Below are 17,999 nucleotides of genomic sequence, written 5' to 3' on the forward strand. Positions count from 1 at the left end.
CACGCGAAACCGATGTCATCCTTCGAGTGCGGTGAGACCCCAACGGCGGCCGGAGCTCCCCACCCCGGCTCAGCACGCCCCTCCTGCGCCCCTGCACGGGCCCCACGCCCACGCCTCAACCGCACAGCCATATATTGCGGCAAACCGGAGTGCCGCGAGTCGCACACCGCTCAGGAAGCGGCCATCGCGCGCCGCCCGCTGTCCTGAATGCATGCTGCAAGAATCCCGGCGAACGCACCGGCGCGACAGCGGCGCGTGTCGGTGGCACATGTGGTGACCTGGACCGGTATTGGTCTAGTCCTGACGATCGACTCGCCCGCTCCGATGTTCGGGGGGTGTACGCCACGAGGACACGGCGGCCCGGAAATCGGCCGAATGATGGCCATCCCAAATGTCAGGTACATACGGCAACGGGCGGCTCCGCCCCACCCGTGCCACGGGCCGGGCCGGCGGAACCGCCCGCTCCTGCTGTCCGAAGGACCCTACTCCCCGCGCTCAGGCTCCGACGGGTTCCAGCACGAACACCGGAATCTCACGGTCCGTCTTGCGCTGGTAGTCGGCGTAGTCGGGGTACGCCTCGACCGCGCGCCGCCACCACCGCGCCTTCTCCTCGCCGGTGACCTCGCGCGCGGTGAACTCCCGGCGCTCGGGCCCGTCCTGCAGCTCGACGCGCGGGTCGGCCAGCACGTTGAAGTACCAGACGGGGTGCTTGGGCGCGCCGCCCAGCGAGGCGACCGCGGCGTAGACGCCCTCGTGCTCCACCCGCATCAGCGGGGTCTTGCGGATCTTGCCGGACTTCGCGCCCCGGGTCGTGAGGATGATGACGGGCTTGCCCTGCATCGTGTTGCCCTCGCTGCCCCCGGTCCGCTCGAACAGCTCGACCTGGTCGCGCACCATCTTCTCCGGGCTGGGCTCGTACTCTCCCTCTAGCGGCATGGTGTCCTTCCCCTCATGAAAGAGCGATCGCGCGGCGTCGTACCCGGCCGGTCCACGGCCGGCGCCGCTCATGACCTCTGCCTATCACCCGGTCCCCCGCAATCGGCGAACACCCCTACCGCCGTGTCGGCTCCGGCGCCTCGTCGATCCCCCGGAACCAGGTCGGCTCGTCCCCTGTGGCCTGCTTGATCCGCGTCGTGGCGAACTCCTCCATGGCGGGCAGGGCGTCCAGCGAGAACCACCCCACCTCCAGGGACTCGTCGTCGTTGACCTTCGCCTCCCCGCCGACGACGCGGCACCGGAAGCAGATGTCCATGAACTGACAGACGTCCCCGTTGGGGTACGTCACCCGGTCCAGCGCCTCGACCAGCAGCACCCGCTCCGGCACGACGTGCACGGCGGTCTCCTCGTACACCTCGCGCACGGCCGTCGCCGCGGGCTGCTCCCCCGGCTCGGGGATGCCGCCGATGATCGACCAGCGGCCGTTGTCGGCCCGGCGGCCGAGCAGCACCCGGCCCTGCTCGTCGAAGACGATCGCGCTGACGCCGGGCATCCACAGCAGCTGGTGGCCCGCGGTCGCGCGGAGTTCTCGGATGAAGTCGGGAGTCGCCATGCCCCCGAGCGTAATGGGCGTGCCGATCATGCCGCCGGGACGACGCGGCGGGCCCGGGGCCCGGACCGCGGTGAGGCACTCCGGGTTGGGCGGGACTCGGACATCGTTCGAACGCGGGCCGGAACGGGCGCGGCCAGGCCAAGGCGCCGCGGCGGCGGGCGGGGAGGGCCTACGGCTGGATGCGGACCGTACGGCCCGGCGGGAGGTGCAGCAGGTCACGGATCACCTGCACGGCGGCCTCGGCGTCGTCCACGGTGACCGTGAACGACCGGCCGTCGCCGAGCCGCACCACGATCCCCTCGCCGCGCCGCACCACGACGGCGGTGCCGATCTCGGGGCGCCAGCGGTAGCCCCAGCCGCCCCACTGGCGTGGCGTGACGGAAGGCGCGAAGTCCGCGTCGACGACATGGGAGAGCAGGATGCGGCGGCGGGGCAGCCCCATGTGGCCGCAGCGCACTTCCAGGGCCTCCTTGTCGACCCGCACCGCCACGTGCACGAAGGCCAGTGTTCCGTAGAGCATCAGCAGTCCGGCCGCGAGGCAGCCGACCACGGACATCACCAGCGGCGCGAGCCCGGAGGTCCATGCGGAGTCGACGGCCAGCTGCACGCCCAGGGCCACGCAGGCCGCGCCCGCCGCGGCCAGCAGCCACTGCACTCTGTTCGTGGCGCGCCCGGTCCAGACATCGGGGATGTGCGGGGTCACGCCCGGCTTCTCGTCCTCGGTGTGGTCCTTCATGGAAGGCAGCCTACTCATATTCGGGCATGCCGACAGCGGGCCGAACGTCCCGCACCGTCCGTACCCATGTTCCCCCTGGTCCATTCCTCCAGGTGGGCCCCTGCTGTCAGGCCGGGCTGACCACCGCCAGAAGACGACCCTCCGGATAGGTGAGCGAGGCCGGCTCCAGGGCCGCCTCCCGGCCGCCGAGAAGGACGGTGAGATGTCCAGTCGAATCGGCGTCGGCATCGGCGTCGGCCGCGGCGGCAGGGGCCGGCAGCGCGCCGATCCGGCGCAGTGCCTGGGCGGCGACGGCATCGGCCGAGCCGAAGAGCGCGGGCGGCGGCGCGGCGGGCTGCCGCACGGCGGCGAGGATGCGCTCGGCGATCAGCTCGTAATGGGTGCAGCCCAGAACGACGGCCCTTACATCGTGGGGCGTACGGCCGGCAGCGACGGCCACCGCGGCGTCGAGCGCCTCCGGGTCGGCGTGCTGCACGGCGTCGGCGAGGCCGGGGCAGGCCACCTCGGTGACATCGACGCCGGCGGCGTAGTCGCGGATCAGCCCGCGCTGGTAGGGGCTGCCGGTGGTGGCCGGGGTGGCCCAGATGGCGACCGGTCCGCCGCCGACCGCCGCGGGCTTGATCGCCGGGACGGTCCCGATCACGGGGATCTCCGGCTCCAGCTCGGCGCGGATCGCGTCCAGGGCGTGCACGGAAGCGGTGTTGCAGGCGACGATCAGAGCGTCGGGGCGGTGCGCGGCTGCGGCCCGTACGCAGCCGAGGGAGAGCTCGGTGACCTCCTCGGCGCTCCGGGGGCCCCAGGGCAGTGTGTCGGGCGCGGAGGAGAGCACCAGGTCCGCGTCGGGCCGCAGCCGGCGCACAGCCGCCGCCGCGGCCAGCAGCCCGTTACCAGAATCCATGAGCGCGATCTTCACCCGATCACCTTACCGGGGCGGTCCCGCCGGGGGCCCGCAGGGGCGGACGCCCCGCACAGCGCGCTCCCGACACGGTCTCCCCGCGCTCCTCCGGGGGCCTCCCCCCGCCTGTCCGCCCGGTGCGGCAGACTGCGACGGGTGAACGCGTTGACCTGGATCGCCGTCGTCTCCCTCGCCGCCTGGGGGTGGCTGCTGCTGGGACAGGGCTTCTTCTGGCGTACGGACGTCAGACTGCCGGACCGCGCGCCGCCCGCCGAGTGGCCCTCCGTCGCGGTGGTGGTGCCGGCCCGCGACGAGGCCGAGGTCCTGCCGCTGAGCCTGCCCACGCTGCTCGCCCAGGAGTACCCCGGCCGCGCGGAGGTCTTCCTGATCGACGACGGCAGCTCGGACGGCACCGGGGAACTGGCGCGGGCGCTCGCGGCCGACCGGGGCGGGCTGCCCCTGACGGTCGACTCGCCGGGCGAGCCGGAGCCCGGCTGGACCGGGAAGCTGTGGGCGGTGCGGCACGGGATGGCGCTGGCCCGCGCCCGTACGGACGCCGAATACCTGCTGCTCACGGACGCCGACATCGCGCACGGCCCGGACAGCCTGCGCGAGCTGGTGTCGGCGGCCCGGACGAACGGGCTGGACATGGTGTCGCAGATGGCCCGGCTGCGGGTGGCGACCGCCTGGGAGCGGCTGATCGTCCCGGCTTTCGTGTACCTCTTCGGGCAGCTGTTCCCGTTCCGCTGGGTCAACCGGCCCGGCGGGCGGACGGCCGCGGCGGCGGGCGGCTGTGTGCTGCTCGGCGTGGAGGCGGCCGAGCGGGCGCGGATCCCGCAGGCCATCCGGCAGGCGGTGATCGACGACGTGACGCTGGCGCGGGCGGTCAAGAGGACCGGCGGGCGGATCTGGCTGGGGCTGGCGGACCGGGTGGAGAGCGTCCGGCCGTACACGGGCCTGGGGCCGCTGTGGCGGATGGTGTCACGGAGCGCGTACGCGCAGCTGCGCCACAACCCGCTGGTGCTGGCGGGCACGGTCGTGGGGCTCGCGGTGGTGTACCTCGCGCCGCCCGTGGCGCTGGCGGCGGGAGCGGCGGCCGGCGCGGCCGCCCCGGCGCTGCTCGGCGGCTGCGCCTGGGCCGTCATGATCGGCACCTACCTGCCGATGCTGCGCTACTACCGGCAGCCGCCGTGGCTTGCCCTGCTGCTGCCCCTGATCGCCGCGGGGTATCTGGCGATGACCGTGGACTCCGCGGTGCAGCACTACAGGGGCCGCGGCGCGGCCTGGAAGGGGCGTACGTACGCCCGTCCCGAGGCCGCGCCGTGAGCCGTCGGCGCTACTTGCGGCCGGGGGTCCAGTTCATGCCCCAGCCGTAGGCGCGGTCCAGGGTGCGCTGAGGGCTGACGCCGCGGTCCGGCACGAGGTAGCGGGCCTCGCGCTGGACCATGAGGTCGTCGCCGGTGTTGGTGATCAGGGCGAGGGCGGCGACGGTGGACTGCACGGTGCACTCGTCGAGCGAGAAGTCGATCGGCGCGCCGCCCTGCGGGGTCAGGGTGACCGTGGCGTTCAGGTTGGCGAAACTCCGGGCGCCCTCATAGATGGTGACGAACACCAGCACACGGGCGATCTCCGCCTTGTGGTCGAGGTTGATCGTGAGGTTCTCGCCGGTCTCCGAGGCGCCGGTCCGGTCGTCGCCGTCGAGGTGGATGTAGGGGGCCTGGCGCAGCGAGCCGAAGGAGTTGCCGAGGGCCTGGACCACGCCCTTGGTGCCGTCGGTGAGTTCGTAGAGCGCCCCGAGGTCCAGGTCGAGGTCGGCGTGCATGGCCATGGCCTTGCCGAGCTTCTGGCCCCAGCCCTTGAACTGCTTGCGGACCTCCCAGTTGAGGTTGACGCGCATCGCGCCGGAGGTGCCGCCCTGCTTGGTGAGCGAGACGGAGGGCGCCTCCTTGGTGAGCGTCACCTTGGTGAGCCGCACCGGGGCCGGGGCCGGCGGGGCGGCGGGCGGCGGTGCCACGGGCGGCGCGGGCGGCTGCGGCGCGGCCTGCGCGGGAGCGGCCGGCGGCGCCGCGGGCGCGGGCTGCGGTACGGGCGCGGGGGCCGGGGCTGCTGCTGCTGCTGCTGCCTGAGGCTCGTCCACGCTGATGCCGAAGTCCGTCGCCAGACCCGCGAGCCCGGTGCCGTACCCCTGGCCGACCGCGCGGAACTTCCAGGCGCCCTGCCTGCGGTAGAGCTCGCCGAGGACGAAGGCCGTCTCGACCGTGGCGTCCTCGCTGTCGAACCGGGCGAGCTCCGCGCCGCTCGACGCGTCGAGCACCCGGACGCACAGGCCCGGCACCTGTCCGAAGGTCCCGCCGTCGGCGGAGGCCGCGATCACGACGGTCTCGATGGCGGGCTCGACCCGGTCGAGGTCGACGGAGAGGGTGTCGGTGACCGCTCCGTCCGCGGGGCGCTTGCCCTCGTGGCGCACCGCGCCCGAGGCGTGCGCCGGCTGGTTGTAGAAGACGAAGTCCGCGTCGGAGCGGACCTTCCCCGAGAGCAGCAGCAGGGCGGAGGCATCGACGTCCGGCACTCCGGCGCCGGTGCGCCAGCCCAGTTCGACCCGCACCGCCGATGCCGGAATCTGCACATTGGTGCCCTTGCGCATGGTCATGCTCCACCCCTCCGAACGGGCCGTGAACGCGGCCGGTCTGTACGCGCTCCCAACGTACCTTGGCGACCGCTTTACCTACCTTGGCGACCGCTTTTCGCGGGTTTGCTCGCTTTGCAGAGCCCACGGCGGTACACCGCGCCCACCCGACGCCCGCCGGCCGCACCTCTTGCGGGTGAACTCGGCGGAGCCGGAGCCGAGTTGGGACGTCCGACGAGGGCGGGCGATCCGGGCCCGCGCGGCCAGGCGGGCGTTCGGCAGCCGGACCAGCGGTCCGGAAACCCCCGTGACAGGGGCGGCCAATCATGCGGGTGTGTCCTGATGTGCCCTTTGTGGTCCGACCTGTGTATTTGCAGGTCAGAAGGGGGTTGGCGCTACCTTCCCGTAGACCGGGCCTGCGCGGTGGGCTTAACTTATGGGCTATGACCTCCCCCCGCAGTTCCTACGGCGGCGGCTACTACGCCGCGTCGTCGTTCCCGGACACCCCTATCTACGACAGCCTCGTCGCCGAGCGGGGCACTCCGCAGATCGCACCGATCCGGGTTCCTTCCCCGTATGACACCAGCGGACACTTCCCCGCGCTTCCGGCCGCGCTGCCCGCGCTGCCGGCGGGGCCGTCCCAGCACACGCCGCAGCAGGGGTACCCCGCCGCGGCGCAGCAGCCGGCGCTCCAGCAGGCGCCTGCGCCGTACATCCCGCAGCAGATGGGCGGCCCGCGCGGCTATCCGGGCCCGCAGCAGCAGCAGTACCAGCAGCGCCCGGCGGCGCCTTCCGGGCCTTCGGGACCTTCGGGGTACGACGCGATGCGACCCGTCGCGCCCCGGCCGGCCCCTTCGCCGTACGACGACCAGTACGGCCGTCAGTACCCCAACCAGGGGGGCTACTGACCTGGCCGATCGCTCAATTGTCCGACCCGGCTGGCAAACTGACCGCATGGCCAACCCAGTGTTGAACGCGGTCCATGTCTATCCGGTGAAGTCGGTCGCGGGGTGCACACCCGGTGAGGCGGCCGTGGAGCCGTGGGGGCTCGCCGGGGACCGGAGATGGGTGCTGACCGAGCCCGACGGCAGGATCATCACGCAACGGCAGCAGCCGCGCCTCGCCTTGGCGTCGGCGCGCCCGCTGCCCGGCGGCGGGGTCCGGCTCGCGGCCCCCGGCCGCGAGCCGCTGGACGTCGGGGTCCCCGCGGAGTTCACCACGGTGACCGTGCAGATCTTCCGGGACAAGGTCGAGGCGGTGCCGGCGGGCGCCGCCGCGGACGCCTGGGCGAGCGACTGGCTGGGGGTCGAGGCCCGGCTGAGATATCTCGACGCCCCGGAGCACCGGCGCCCGATCGACCCCGAGTACGCGCGTCCCGGCGAGACCGTGAGTTTCGCCGACGCCTATCCGCTGCTGCTCACCACGACGGCCTCGCTCGACGCCCTCAACTCCCTGATAGCGCAGGGCGACCACGCGGACGAGGGCCCGCTGCCGATGAACCGCTTCCGGCCCAATGTCGTCGTCGACGGCGTCGCCCCGTGGGCCGAGGACGGCTGGCGGCGGGTGCGCATCGGCGAGATCCCCTTCCGGGTGGCCAGGTCCTCCGCGCGGTGCGTCATCACCACGACCGACCAGCGCACGGCGGAGCGCGGCAAGGAGCCGCTGCGCACGCTCGCCCGCCACCACCGCATCGGCGACCAGCTGGTGTTCGGGCAGAACCTCATCCCCGAGACCACCGGGACGCTGCGGGTCGGCGATCCGGTCGAGATCCTCGAATAGCCCCGCGGGCCCCCTGCACCCCGCGGCGGCGGCTTGACGCAAAGGGTGATTTTGCTCTCTCCCCCGCGCTCTCGCGCATGTAACGCCTCAAGTGAGGTATTTACGGACGCGGAAGGGGGTGCAGCACCGTGCACAAGACTCCGGTCATCTGGCGGTGGCGGCACAACCCGCTGCGCCGCGGAACGGACCTCGTCGAGGCGTGGGTGGGACTGATCGCCGTACTGCTGATGCTGGTCGCGGCCCCGGCGGCCGGCTGGGTCGTGGGCTCGCTCGCCCACGGCGCCCTGCGGCAGACCGTGCGGGAACAGCAGCAGCACCGGCATCTGGTCACCGCGACGACCGTGCGGCTCATGCCCAGACCGCCGATGGAACCCGACCCCGAGACCGCCTCCGGGCACCGCCCGCAGCACCGCCGGGTGCTCGCCAACTGGACCGCTCCGGGCGGCAGTACGCATACGGGCGTCGTCAGCGCCCGGCAGGTCGCCGCCCCCGGCGACCCGTTCCCGCTGTGGACCGACGACAGCGGCAGAGCCTCCGCCCGCCCCATGGACGACACCACGGCCGCCGCGCACACCGCCCTCGCCGGGCTCGGCACCGCCGGCGCGGCGGCGGGGCTCGTCGAGGGCGTCCGCCGGCTGATCGTCCGGCAGCTCATGCTGAGACGGTACGCGCGCTGGGACCGCGCCTGGGCGCGGGCGGGCCAGACCTGGGGCCGGGCGGGCGCGGGGAGCTGACCGGTCAACTCCCGTCCCCCACGCACGCTACGGTGGTGCCGCCAGTACACGTCCGTACGCGGTGAACGTAACCACGAGGTGGGGGCACAACAGCACCATGGCACAGGGCTCGGTCCAGGTGACGCACACCGGCACATCGCGGTGGCGGCGGCGCACGGGAGAGTACGCCTCCCTCGCCGCCGCCCTGGAGGCCGCGGCCGACGGGGACGTGCTCTCCATCTCCCCCGGCACGTACCGGGAGAACCTCGTCGTGGTCCGGGCCGTCACGCTGCGCGGCAGCGAGAGCTCGCGCGGCTCGGTGCGGATCGCGCCGACCGAGGGCGTGCCGCTGACCGTACGGGGCTCCGCGTCCCTGCACGACCTGTACGTGGAGGGGCAGGACTCGACCGTGCCCGCGCTGCTCGTCGAGGACGGCGCACCGGAGTTGGCGGGCCTGCGGGTGGCGACCCGCTCCGCGGTCGGCATCGAGGTGCGCGGCGGGGCCCGGCCCACGGTGCGCCGCTGCACCGTGGACAATCCCGGCGGCATCGGCATCAGCGTGCTGGACGGGGCGGGCGGCGTCTTCGAGGAGTGCGAGGTGGTGGCCGCCGGCCAGTCCGGGGTCGCGGTGCGCGGCGGCGGACACCCGCGGCTGGAGCGCTGCCGGATCCACCACGCCTCGGGAGCCGGGCTGTCGATGACGGGCGAGGGCACGGCGCTGGAGGCCGTCGGCTGCGAGGTGTACGAGATCAAGGGCAGCGGCATCCAGGTGGCGTCGCGCGCCACCGGCCACCTCACGGACTGTCAGGTGCACCGGACCTCCGCGGACGGCGTCACGCTCGACACGGACTCGGTGCTCACGCTCTCCGACTGCGACATCCACGACATCCCGGAGAACGCGGTCGATCTGCGCTCCCGTTCGGTGCTCACGCTGACGCGCTCCACGGTGCGCCGGTTCGGCCGCAACGGCCTGTCGGTGTGGGACCCGGGCACGCGGGTGGACGCCAACCAGTGTGAGATCAACGAGAGTACGGGCGACTATCCGGCGGTCTGGGTGAGCGACGGCGCGACCGCCGTCCTCGACTCCTGCCGGGTGCGCGACGTGCCGGACGCGCTGTTCGTCCTCGACCGCGGCTCGCGCGCCGACGTCGTCGACAGCGACATATCCCAGGTCCGCAACACGGCCGTGTCGGTGAGCGACGGCGCCACCGCGCAGCTCGACGACTGCCGGATACGCGAGGCCGCCACCGGGGCCTGGTTCCGCGACCACGGAAGCGGCGGCACCCTGGCCAACTGCACGATCGACGGGGCGGCGACCGGCGTCATCGTCACCAAGGGCGCGGACCCCGCGATCGAGCGCTGCACGGTGACGTCGCCCATCGAGGCGGGGTTCTACGTGTCGGCGGAGGGCCGCGGCACCTTCCACGGCTGCCGGGTGACGGGCAGCAGCGGCTACGGCTTCCACATCATCGACGGCTGCCGCACCACGCTGACCCGGTGCCGCACGGAGCGGTGCGCGCGCGGCGGCTACGAGTTCGCCGAGGACGGGCCGGTCAGCGAGGACTGCACGAGCGACGAGAGCGCGACGCTCGCCGCCGTCTCCCCCGGCTCCGCGCTCGGGTCCCCGGCCACCACGACGGAGACGGCGGTGCAGACGGTGGGGCTGCTCGGCGGGGTGCCGGGGCCGCGCGCCCCGGAACCGGCCGCGCCCGAGCCGCCGGCCGCCGATTCCACGCGGCCCTCGACGGAGGTGCTCGGCGAACTCGACGCGCTGGTCGGCCTGGAGAGCGTCAAGCGGGAGGTGCGCGCCCTCACCGACATGATCGAGGTGGGCCGCCGCCGTCAGCTCGCCGGACTCAAGGCGGCGTCGGTCCGCCGCCACCTCGTCTTCACCGGCTCCCCCGGCACCGGCAAGACCACCGTCGCCCGGCTCTACGGCGAGATCCTCGCCTCCCTCGGCGTGCTGGAGCGCGGCCACCTGGTGGAGGTCTCGCGGGTGGACCTGGTCGGCGAGCACATCGGCTCGACGGCCATCCGCACCCAGGAGGCGTTCGACCGGGCGCGCGGCGGGGTGCTCTTCATCGACGAGGCGTACGCGCTGTCCCCCGAGGACTCCGGCCGGGACTTCGGCCGGGAGGCCATCGACACGCTGGTGAAGCTGATGGAGGACCACCGGGAGGCGGTCGTGGTGATCGTCGCCGGGTACACCGCCGAGATGGAGCGGTTCCTGACCGTCAACCCCGGCGTGGCGTCCCGCTTCTCGCGCACCATCACCTTCGGCGACTACACGCCGCGCGAGCTGCTGCGCATCATCGAGCAGCAGGCGGAGGAGCAGGAGTACCGGATCGGCGAGGGCACCTCCGAGGCGCTGCTCAAGTACTTCACGGAGCTGCCCAAGGGCCCGGCGTTCGGCAACGGCCGCACCGCCCGGCAGACCTTCGAGGCCATGGTCGAGCGGCACGCGGGCCGGGTGGCGCAGCTCCCCGACCCGAGCACCGACGAGCTGACGCTGCTCTACTCGGAGGATCTGCCCGAATTGCCCTGAGGGCCGGGCTGCGCCGGTATCCGGGGCGGCCCCAGCCGGGCCAGCAGCGCGGTGCGCTCCTGGCCGAACTCGGGGTCGGCCTGGTACTCGGAGTGGCCGAGTATCGGCGCGGGCAGCGGGTGGTCCGGCGTACGCCCGTACGCGAGGGGGTCCTTCAGCGGACCGCAGTCGACCTCGGGGCCGGTGCCGTCGGGCAGTCTGATGGGGCCGCCGATCGGGTCCGTGAGCCGCCACAGATTCCGCCAGCAGTGCACGTCGCCGTGGAGCGCGGTCAGCTGCGCGGGGCCGAAGTAGGCGGGGAACCAGCGTCCGTAGAGCCGCTCCAGGGGGCAGCCGTAGGTGAGCAGGGCGACGCGCTTGCGGGTGCGCCGGTCCAGCTGCCAGACCGCGGCGGCGGCCAGGACGCTGCCCTGCGAGTGGCCGGAGATCACCAGCCGCCCCTCGGTGCGGCGCGTCCAGGTCTCCATGCGCCAGGTGAGGTCGGGGACGGCCCGCTCCGCGTAGCAGGGCGGCGCGAAGGGGTGGGCGGCGCGCGGCCAGAACGTGCCGACGTCCCACAGGATGCCGATCGTGCGGCGCGCGGAGGGGTCGCGGTAGGCGCGGCGCCCCCAGGCCAGAAGGAGCACGAAGACGAAGCCCATGAACCACGAGCCGAGGGCCTGGACGGTCTGCGCCCCGGCCTCGATCAGGCCCGTCGTCCCCTCCGCGGCCTTGCCCGGCACCTCGTGGGTGCCCCAGGCGCCGGCGACGGCGACGCCGCCCAGGACGAGCGTGACCACGGCGACGGTGCCCACCACCCAGGGGGCGGAGTCGGTGAGCCCGGCGCGCGCGATGGTCCCGGCGATGGCGCCGGTGCGGGCCTCGTCGGGCCGCTCGTCCGGGTAGCCGTCGGGGACGGTGCGAGAGAGCCGCTGCTTGCGGACGCCGGTCACCCACACGAAGTAGAGCGCCAGGAGCAGCAGGGCGGACAGCAGCACCGGGATGATCGACGCCTGCCAGGACAACACCACCGGCGGCCCCTCGACGGCCCCCTCGCCCATGCCGGGCGTACGGCCGCCGTCGAGCCAGTCGGCGATCCACTGGGCGACGCCGCCGGAGAGCACGCCGCCGAGCGCGCAGGCGAGCATCGCGACGGCCGGTCCGGCGAGGCCGCGCAGCGGGGACCGCTCCGCGGGAGGTCCCTGGTAGAGCGCGCGGGCGGCGACGGCGAGGCCGACGACGAGGACGCCCTGGGCCAGGGCGATGACGCCGAAGACCTCGTTGCCGGGCAGTATGCCGCCGGACGTCCAGCCGGGGCGGTTCCAGGCGGCGTGCACCGAGGCGAGCAGCAGCACGCTGAAGCCCATGCCGGGCAGCGCCCGAGCGGTGGCCCGGTCGAGGGCGTCGTCGGTCCGGGTCTCGCTGCGGCCGCGGCGGCACACCACGTACACGATGAGGGCGCCGACGAAGACCAGCAGCGCGTGGATCCACCAGCCGGAGGCGTCCAGCCAGGGATCGCCGCCCTCCCGGCGGTCGTAGCGGGACACGGCCCAGGAGATCACGGCGGCGACGGTCAGGAAGCCGGCCGCGGTGTGGGCGGCGCGCAGCCGGGCCACGAGCCGCCGTCCGTACCAGAAGCCGGGCAGGCAGAGCGCGGGGCGGCCGGTGCCCGCCGGGTCGTCGTCCTCCAGAGGGCGGCCGACCGGCTGCTGGGACTCGTACGCGCTCCAGGTGCGGTGCGAGAGGAACCAAAGGAGGGCCACTATGGCGGCGGGCACCGCGGCCGCGAGCGCGAGCCGCCGGCCCGGCTGGCTCCACCAGCCGCCGTGCTCCGGCGACATGAAGCTCAGCCAGGGCTTCCCGGCGGCGCAGGAGGCCGTGCCGGCGCACTGCCAGGCCGTGAGGTCCAGGGCGACCTCGCAGGCGGCGGCGATGAGCAGAACGGTGAGGCTGAGCGCGACGAGCCGCATGATCATGCCGTACGCGCGCACGGTCCGGGTGCGGCCGGTCGCGGAGGGCCGCATCCAGTGGGCGAGGTTGGCCACCATGAAGGGAAGCAGCACCAGCCACAGGGCGCGGGAGCTGTCGCCGGAGGTGAGGTTGCACCAGACGTACGCCTCGCGCACGGGCTCCTCGCCGTCCTCGCGGAGGGCGGCGGGGCGCTGCTCGGCGTCGGTGTCGCCGGCGCGCCGGTAGATGCCCGCCGTGGCGTCGCCGGTGACGCGCTCCGTGCGCGCGTCGTTCAGCATCTCCTGCGGGGTGGTGCCGCCCACTCCGTGGACGAGCAGCTCCAGCGCGGGGCGGTCCTGTTGTCTGTCGCGGTTCGTGCCGTTCGCCTGGTCTCCCTGCGCTGCGGTGCTGCGTGCTGCTGACGTCTGGCTCTGTGCCGGCGCCTTGCCTCGTGCTGCTGACGCCTTGTCGTGCGCGGCCGGTGCCACCGTGTCCCCCGATCCCGGTGTGGTGGTTCGCTAGGAGGATTGTGCCCGGAGGCACTGACAACACCCGCGACCTGGCGGGCGAGGCGAAATCGTGACTCGAACGATCCGGGAACGCTCGGTCGATGCGCTGTCATACCCGCATGGGAGGATGAGCCCGCGACAACGCGCGACGGCTGATCGGACAGGTCGGAAGGGACGGGCCGGGTGAGCGACAACCAGAACCTCCTCGCGGAGCAGCGGCGCGCCCTGATCCTCGACGAGGTCAGGCGCCGCGGCGGGGTGCGGGTCAACGAACTGACCCGGAAGCTGAACGTGTCGGACATGACGGTCCGCCGCGACCTGGACGCCCTCGCCCGGCAGGGCGTGCTGGAGAAGGTGCACGGCGGAGCGGTCCCGGTCGCCGAGGCGAGCACGCACGAGCCGGGGTTCGAGGCCAAGGCGGGCCTGGAGCTCAGCGCCAAGGAGGACATCGCCAGAGCCGCGGCGCGGATGGCGGCGCCCGGCAGCGCCATCGCCCTGGCCGGCGGCACGACCGCGTTCGCCCTGGCCCAGCAGCTGCTGGAGGTGCCGGACCTGACGGTGGTGACGAATTCGGTGCGGGTGGCCGACGTGTTCTACAACGCGCAGCGGGCGGCGGCGAGCGGCGGCGCGGGGCCCCGGCCCGGCGCCGCGACGGTGGTGCTGACGGGCGGGGTCCGTACGCCGTCGGACACGCTGGTGGGGCCGGTGGCGGACGCCGCGATCCGCTCCCTCCACTTCGATGTGCTCTTCCTGGGCGTGCACGGCATATCGGTGCGGGCCGGGCTCTCCACGCCGAATCTGGCGGAGGCCGAGACCAACCGGCACTTCGTACGGTCCGCGCGGCGGGTGGTGGTCGTCGCGGACCACACCAAGTGGGGGACGGTCGGCCTGAGTTCGTTCGCCGCGCTGGAGGAGGTGGACGCGCTGGTGACGGACTCGGGACTGCCGGGACCGGCGCGCGCGGAGATCTCCGAGCATCTGCCGGAACTGGTGGTGGTCGGCGGCCCCGAGGCCGACGCGGACATCTGACGCGGGGCGGGTATCCGGCGCGGGGCGAGTGCCTGGCGCGGAGCGGGTAACTGGCGGGGCGCTGATATCCGGCGCGGGGTGTCCGGCGCGGGGCGGTCGCTTGAGGCGGCGCAGACATCTGACGGTCCGACAGCTATGGTGTGCCCGCCCGGTCACGTTGCCGATCCCCTGGGGGTACGTCCCATGGCGCGCCGACTCCGTCCTGTCGGGCTCGACTTCGCCGAGACCGCGCCGCTGCGCCTGGTCTTCACCGCCGACGCCGCGGCGCGGCCGGAGGCGGTCTACCGGGCGCTGGCCGAGGAGGTCACCCAGTGGCCCGCGTGGTACCGCGCGGTCACCCTGGCCCGCCCGCTCGACGGCGCGCGGGGCCGGGAGGTCCGGCTGGTCGGCGGGGTCCGCTTCGTCGAGACGATCATGGCCGCGGACGCGCCCGAGCGGTACGCCTACCGCGTCGACGAGGTGAACGCCCCCGGCGTCCGCGCGCTGCTGGAGGAGTGGCGGCTCACTCCGATCGGCGCCGGGGACGGTGCCGGCACCCGCGTGCGGTGGACGTTCGCCGTCGACGCGGCGGCCCCGGTGCGGGGCGCGCTGCGGCTGGCCCGGCCGGGGTTCGGGCGCGCGTTCCGGGATGCCGTGCGCGCGCTGGACCGTCGGCTGGCGACCGTATGAGCTCATCCGCCGGGCCCGACGAGGTCCCGGCGGGTGCTCGGGGCTACTCGGGCCAGCGGCCGGTCGCCAGGAAGGACGCGATGGTCTCGGCGTACGGGGCCATGTCCAGGCCCTGTTCCTCCAGCCACGCGTCCGAGTAGTACTTGTCGAGGTAGCGGTCGCCCGGGTCGCAGATCAGCGTGACGACGCTGCCGGTGCGCCCCTCGGCGACCATCTCGGCGACGATCTTCAGGGCGCCCCACAGCCCGGTCCCCGTGGAGCCGCCGGCCTTGCGGCCGATCGCCCGCTCCAGGGCCCGTACGGCCGCGACGCTCGCGGCGTCGGGGACCTTCATCATGCGGTCGATGGCGCCGGGCACGAAGCTCGGCTCCATGCGGGGGCGGCCGATGCCCTCGATGCGGGAGCCGCGGTCGCTGCTCGCGTCGGCGTCGTGGTCCCGCCAGCCCTCGAAGAAGCAGGAGTTCTCGGGGTCGGCGACGCAGACGCGGGTGTCGTGCTGCATGTAGTGGACGTAGCGGGCGATCGTCGCGGAGGTGCCGCCGGTGCCGGCGGTGGCGACGATCCAGGCGGGTTCGGGGTGCCGCTCCAGCCTCAGCTGGCTGTAGATCGACTCGGCGATGTTGTTGTTGCCGCGCCAGTCGGTGGCCCGCTCGGCATAGGTGAACTGGTCCATGTAGTGGCCGCCGGACCGCTCGGCGAGGGCGGCCGCCTCCTGGTACATCGTCCGGGGGTCGTCCACGAAATGGCACTGCCCGCCGTGGAACTCGATCAGTCGGCACTTCTCCGCGCTGGTGGTACGCGGCATCACGGCGATGAACGGCACGCCCACGAGGTTGGCGAAGTACGCCTCGGAGACGGCGGTGGAGCCGCTGGACGCCTCGATGACGGGCCGGTCGGGCCGGATCCAGCCGTTGCACAGCCCGTACAGGAAGAGGGAGCGGGCGAGGCGGTGTTTGAGGCTGCCGGTGGGGTGGGTGGACTCGTCCTTGAGGTAGAGGTCGATCCCCCATTCCTCGGGCAGCGGGAAGCGCAGGAGGTGGGTGTCGGCGGAGCGGTTGGCGTCGGCCTGGACCTTGCGGACGGCCTCCTTGAGCCAGCTCCGGTAGCCGGGGTCGGTACGGTCCACGTCGAGCGTGGGGGCGGCGGGCGCGAGGGCCGCGGAACCCCCTCGGGCCGGTTCCGCCACGTCCGCGGCCCCCGGTCGCACTGTGCTGTTCACGTCGCTCCTCACGATGACTTCCGGGCTCATCGGGAGCTCTCGGACGTTTCGATCATAAATGGGCACTGGTGCGCGAGCCGTCTCGCAGGCAGACTGCGGGCAAGCGGTTGGTTCGGCTGTCGACCGGGGAGGTGGTGCACCGTGGCGGAGCCGGAGTTCGCGGCGTCCGAGTTCAATGCGACAGGGGTGCGGATCGAGCGGTCCCTCCGCTCTCTCACCCGCGCCGGGCAGATAAAGATCAAGAACGGCAGGCTGGAACTGCTCACCAGCTACGGCCGGGAGATCGACAGCGCGCCCGTGGGCTCCGTACAGGCCGCCAGGACCTGGTTCGCGGCCCGCGGCCGCGCCCGCGCCACCGTGAACGGGACCCGCTACCTGCTCACCCTGGACGAGCGCGAGGCCGCCGGCGAACCGGAGACGGGCGCGGCGCGCCGCTTCCTGGACGCGGTGCGCACGGCGCATGCCCGGGAATCCGGGGAGCCCAAGGGCCGACGAGGCGCATAGAGCCGCAGAGACGCATAGCCGCACAGAGGCACGCAGAGGCGCATAGAGCCGCAGAGAGGCACAAGCACAAAGAGGTACAAGTTGCGCGTGTGCCGATCCTGGTCGACTCTTGACTCGTACCAGCATCACTGAGGGTTCACCGGCGGTAACGCTGAGACCCAGCTCCTCCGCCGGTCGGCTCGGCAGCCACCACACTGCAGGAACCGTACTCAGCCCGCGTTTGTATCCGCATCTGTATCAGGCTAGCCCTACTTCTTCAGGGAGTCGCAGCCGTGATCAGCCGGCCGAGCAGGCATTGCACGGTGGAGCTTCAGGCCCTGCCGTCACGGATCGGACAGGTCCGCAGAATCGTATCCGCGCAATTGCGGTACTGGCATCTCGATCCCCTCATCGATCCCGCGGCGCTCGGAGTCACCGAGCTGCTGACGAATGTGCACCGACACGCGGAACCCGACAAGCAGTGCACGGTGGAGATCGTCCTGCTGCTCGACCGGCTCACGGTCTCGGTGCAGGACCACGACCCCCGGCTGCCGAGCCTCGCCGACACCGACGAGTGCAGCACCCACGGGCGCGGGCTCTCCCTGATCGCCGCGGTCAGCGAGAGCTGGGGCATCCGGCCCCGCGAGGGCGGCGGCGGAAAGGCCGTGTGGTTCACGCTCCCCCTGCCGCCCACCGCCGCCGTCGAACCGCCGACTCCCCTGTGCGCGCCCGAGACCACCGTCTCGTTCGAACAGCCGCCCCCGACGCGTCGGACGGGCGGGCTGCGCGATCACGCGCCGGCGCGGTCGGCGGTCCTGGGCTGAGGACGGCCGGCGCACCGTTCCGCCCCGTGCGCTCATGCCGCCACCCCCGTGGGCGACATGAGCGTGCGGGACGCGCGGGGCGGTGGCGTACGCGTTGTCGCGTGTAGGCCGCTGCCGTCGCATCTGCCACAGATCACGAGGAGCGTTCCTTCGCGGCGCCGCCGAAGTGCTCCTCAAGGACGGAGACGCGCTGCCAGTACTCCTCCTCGTCGATCTCACCGGCAGCGAAGCGACGGCCGAGAACGGCGACCGGGGACTTCTCCGTGTACGCCGCGCCCACCTGCCGCGCTACGCCCCGTCCGCGCCACACCGTACGGCGCAGCAGCGTGACGACGCCGACGACGACCAGCGCCCACACGAGCGGGAAAAACAGCATCCACGGTCCGGGCCCGCCATCGGACCAGCTCTGGGCAAGGGTGTTCATGAGAGTTCAGCTCCTCGGTGGTGACGGTTTCCCAGTGCTTCTCAGCACTTCTCCTGTCACCACCGAGCGT

At 73.2% G+C, this 17,999-nt stretch carries 17 protein-coding genes; 9 read left to right on the forward strand and 8 right to left on the reverse strand.

The genetic code is table 11. From position 1 onward, the window contains the following. Nucleotides 1-495 precede the first annotated feature (495 nt). The 4 genes from AB0I49_RS10845 to AB0I49_RS10860 form a co-directional block, all read right to left on the reverse strand. Nucleotides 496-936: a nitroreductase family deazaflavin-dependent oxidoreductase gene (locus AB0I49_RS10845; RefSeq protein WP_363226545.1), complete on the reverse strand. Its 441-nt coding sequence runs from the start codon at nucleotides 934-936 to the stop codon at nucleotides 496-498. Between the two features lie 115 nt (nucleotides 937-1,051). After that, nucleotides 1,052-1,549, reverse strand: a complete 498-nt coding sequence (locus AB0I49_RS10850; protein ID WP_363226546.1) for an NUDIX domain-containing protein — start codon at nucleotides 1,547-1,549, stop codon at nucleotides 1,052-1,054. A gap of 169 nt (nucleotides 1,550-1,718) precedes the next feature. Next, on the reverse strand, nucleotides 1,719-2,285 hold the full coding sequence (locus AB0I49_RS10855; RefSeq protein WP_363226547.1) for a hypothetical protein: 567 nt from the start codon (nucleotides 2,283-2,285) through the stop codon (nucleotides 1,719-1,721). Nucleotides 2,286-2,391: 106 nt separating this feature from the next. Beyond that, nucleotides 2,392-3,183, reverse strand: coding sequence for an aspartate/glutamate racemase family protein (locus AB0I49_RS10860; RefSeq protein WP_363226548.1), 792 nt, complete (start codon nucleotides 3,181-3,183; stop codon nucleotides 2,392-2,394). 153 nt (nucleotides 3,184-3,336) lie between these two features. Between AB0I49_RS10860 and AB0I49_RS10865 the strand changes: the two genes are divergently transcribed. After that, nucleotides 3,337-4,506 carry a glycosyltransferase gene (locus AB0I49_RS10865; protein ID WP_363226549.1) on the forward strand — a complete coding sequence of 390 codons (1,170 nt, stop codon included), beginning with the start codon at nucleotides 3,337-3,339 and terminating at the stop codon, nucleotides 4,504-4,506. A 10-nt stretch (nucleotides 4,507-4,516) separates the two neighbouring features. Here the strand turns inward: AB0I49_RS10865 and AB0I49_RS10870 are convergent, their stop codons facing one another. Further along, complete coding sequence (locus AB0I49_RS10870; protein ID WP_363226710.1) at nucleotides 4,517-5,824, reverse strand: TerD family protein; 1,308 nt, start codon at nucleotides 5,822-5,824, stop codon at nucleotides 4,517-4,519. Between the two features lie 425 nt (nucleotides 5,825-6,249). Between AB0I49_RS10870 and AB0I49_RS10875 the strand changes: the two genes are divergently transcribed. From AB0I49_RS10875 to AB0I49_RS10890, 4 genes are all read left to right on the forward strand, one after another. Further along, nucleotides 6,250-6,714, forward strand: coding sequence for a DUF6643 family protein (locus tag AB0I49_RS10875; protein ID WP_363226550.1), 465 nt, complete (start codon nucleotides 6,250-6,252; stop codon nucleotides 6,712-6,714). Nucleotides 6,715-6,760: 46 nt separating this feature from the next. Then, a complete protein-coding gene (locus AB0I49_RS10880; RefSeq protein ID WP_363226551.1) occupies nucleotides 6,761-7,585 on the forward strand; it encodes an MOSC N-terminal beta barrel domain-containing protein in 825 nt (274 codons plus the stop codon). A gap of 128 nt (nucleotides 7,586-7,713) precedes the next feature. After that, nucleotides 7,714-8,319, forward strand: a complete 606-nt coding sequence (locus AB0I49_RS10885; RefSeq protein ID WP_363226552.1) for a hypothetical protein — start codon at nucleotides 7,714-7,716, stop codon at nucleotides 8,317-8,319. Nucleotides 8,320-8,416: 97 nt separating this feature from the next. Further along, nucleotides 8,417-10,843, forward strand: a complete 2,427-nt coding sequence (locus tag AB0I49_RS10890) for a right-handed parallel beta-helix repeat-containing protein (RefSeq protein ID WP_363226553.1) — start codon at nucleotides 8,417-8,419, stop codon at nucleotides 10,841-10,843. On the opposite strand, the gene AB0I49_RS10895 is transcribed toward AB0I49_RS10890, so the two are convergent. Continuing rightward, on the reverse strand, nucleotides 10,813-13,116 hold the full coding sequence (locus AB0I49_RS10895) for a hypothetical protein (RefSeq protein ID WP_363226711.1): 2,304 nt from the start codon (nucleotides 13,114-13,116) through the stop codon (nucleotides 10,813-10,815). The two genes, AB0I49_RS10890 and AB0I49_RS10895, sit on opposite strands and share 31 nt — an antisense overlap. Before the next feature lie 348 nt (nucleotides 13,117-13,464). Here AB0I49_RS10895 and AB0I49_RS10900 point away from each other — a divergent pair, with 348 nt between their 5' ends. Together AB0I49_RS10900 and AB0I49_RS10905 are read left to right on the forward strand one after the other, a co-directional pair. Continuing rightward, entirely contained in the window at nucleotides 13,465-14,310 is an 846-nt protein-coding gene (locus tag AB0I49_RS10900) for a DeoR/GlpR family DNA-binding transcription regulator (protein ID WP_363226554.1), read from the forward strand. Between the two features lie 183 nt (nucleotides 14,311-14,493). Next, nucleotides 14,494-14,979 (forward strand): SRPBCC family protein, encoded by a 486-nt coding sequence (locus tag AB0I49_RS10905; RefSeq protein ID WP_363226556.1) that lies wholly within the window; start codon nucleotides 14,494-14,496, stop codon nucleotides 14,977-14,979. A 43-nt stretch (nucleotides 14,980-15,022) separates the two neighbouring features. Here the strand turns inward: AB0I49_RS10905 and AB0I49_RS10910 are convergent, their stop codons facing one another. Continuing rightward, nucleotides 15,023-16,165: a PLP-dependent cysteine synthase family protein gene (locus tag AB0I49_RS10910; RefSeq protein ID WP_363226712.1), complete on the reverse strand. Its 1,143-nt coding sequence runs from the start codon at nucleotides 16,163-16,165 to the stop codon at nucleotides 15,023-15,025. Between the two features lie 174 nt (nucleotides 16,166-16,339). Here AB0I49_RS10910 and AB0I49_RS10915 point away from each other — a divergent pair, with 174 nt between their 5' ends. After that, the gene (locus AB0I49_RS10915) at nucleotides 16,340-16,702 is read left to right on the forward strand and encodes a hypothetical protein (RefSeq protein WP_363226557.1); all 363 of its coding nucleotides are present in this window, start codon (nucleotides 16,340-16,342) and stop codon (nucleotides 16,700-16,702) included. Between the two features lie 272 nt (nucleotides 16,703-16,974). Further along, complete coding sequence (locus AB0I49_RS10920) at nucleotides 16,975-17,505, forward strand: ATP-binding protein (protein WP_363226558.1); 531 nt, start codon at nucleotides 16,975-16,977, stop codon at nucleotides 17,503-17,505. 133 nt (nucleotides 17,506-17,638) lie between these two features. Here AB0I49_RS10920 and AB0I49_RS10925 read toward each other — a convergent pair whose 3' ends face one another. Beyond that, the gene (locus AB0I49_RS10925; protein WP_363226560.1) at nucleotides 17,639-17,929 is read right to left on the reverse strand and encodes an SHOCT domain-containing protein; all 291 of its coding nucleotides are present in this window, start codon (nucleotides 17,927-17,929) and stop codon (nucleotides 17,639-17,641) included. Between the last annotated feature and the right edge of the window lie 70 nt (nucleotides 17,930-17,999).

Source organism: Streptomyces sp. NPDC050617, from assembly GCF_040654795.1.
Taxonomy (GTDB): Bacteria; Actinomycetota; Actinomycetes; order Streptomycetales; family Streptomycetaceae; genus Streptomyces.

Coding starts and splice junctions, on each gene's coding strand:
- AB0I49_RS10855 (WP_363226547.1), bottom strand. CDS start 2,285: ATGAAGGACCACACCGAGGACGAGAAGCCGGGCGTGACCCCGCACATC.
- AB0I49_RS10870 (WP_363226710.1), bottom strand. CDS start 5,824: ATGCGCAAGGGCACCAATGTGCAGATTCCGGCATCGGCGGTGCGGGTC.
- AB0I49_RS10875 (WP_363226550.1), top strand. CDS start 6,250: ATGACCTCCCCCCGCAGTTCCTACGGCGGCGGCTACTACGCCGCGTCG.
- AB0I49_RS10890 (WP_363226553.1), top strand. CDS start 8,417: ATGGCACAGGGCTCGGTCCAGGTGACGCACACCGGCACATCGCGGTGG.
- AB0I49_RS10925 (WP_363226560.1), bottom strand. CDS start 17,929: ATGAACACCCTTGCCCAGAGCTGGTCCGATGGCGGGCCCGGACCGTGG.
- AB0I49_RS10905 (WP_363226556.1), top strand. CDS start 14,494: ATGGCGCGCCGACTCCGTCCTGTCGGGCTCGACTTCGCCGAGACCGCG.
- AB0I49_RS10845 (WP_363226545.1), bottom strand. CDS start 936: ATGCCGCTAGAGGGAGAGTACGAGCCCAGCCCGGAGAAGATGGTGCGC.
- AB0I49_RS10850 (WP_363226546.1), bottom strand. CDS start 1,549: ATGGCGACTCCCGACTTCATCCGAGAACTCCGCGCGACCGCGGGCCAC.
- AB0I49_RS10860 (WP_363226548.1), bottom strand. CDS start 3,183: ATGGATTCTGGTAACGGGCTGCTGGCCGCGGCGGCGGCTGTGCGCCGG.
- AB0I49_RS10880 (WP_363226551.1), top strand. CDS start 6,761: ATGGCCAACCCAGTGTTGAACGCGGTCCATGTCTATCCGGTGAAGTCG.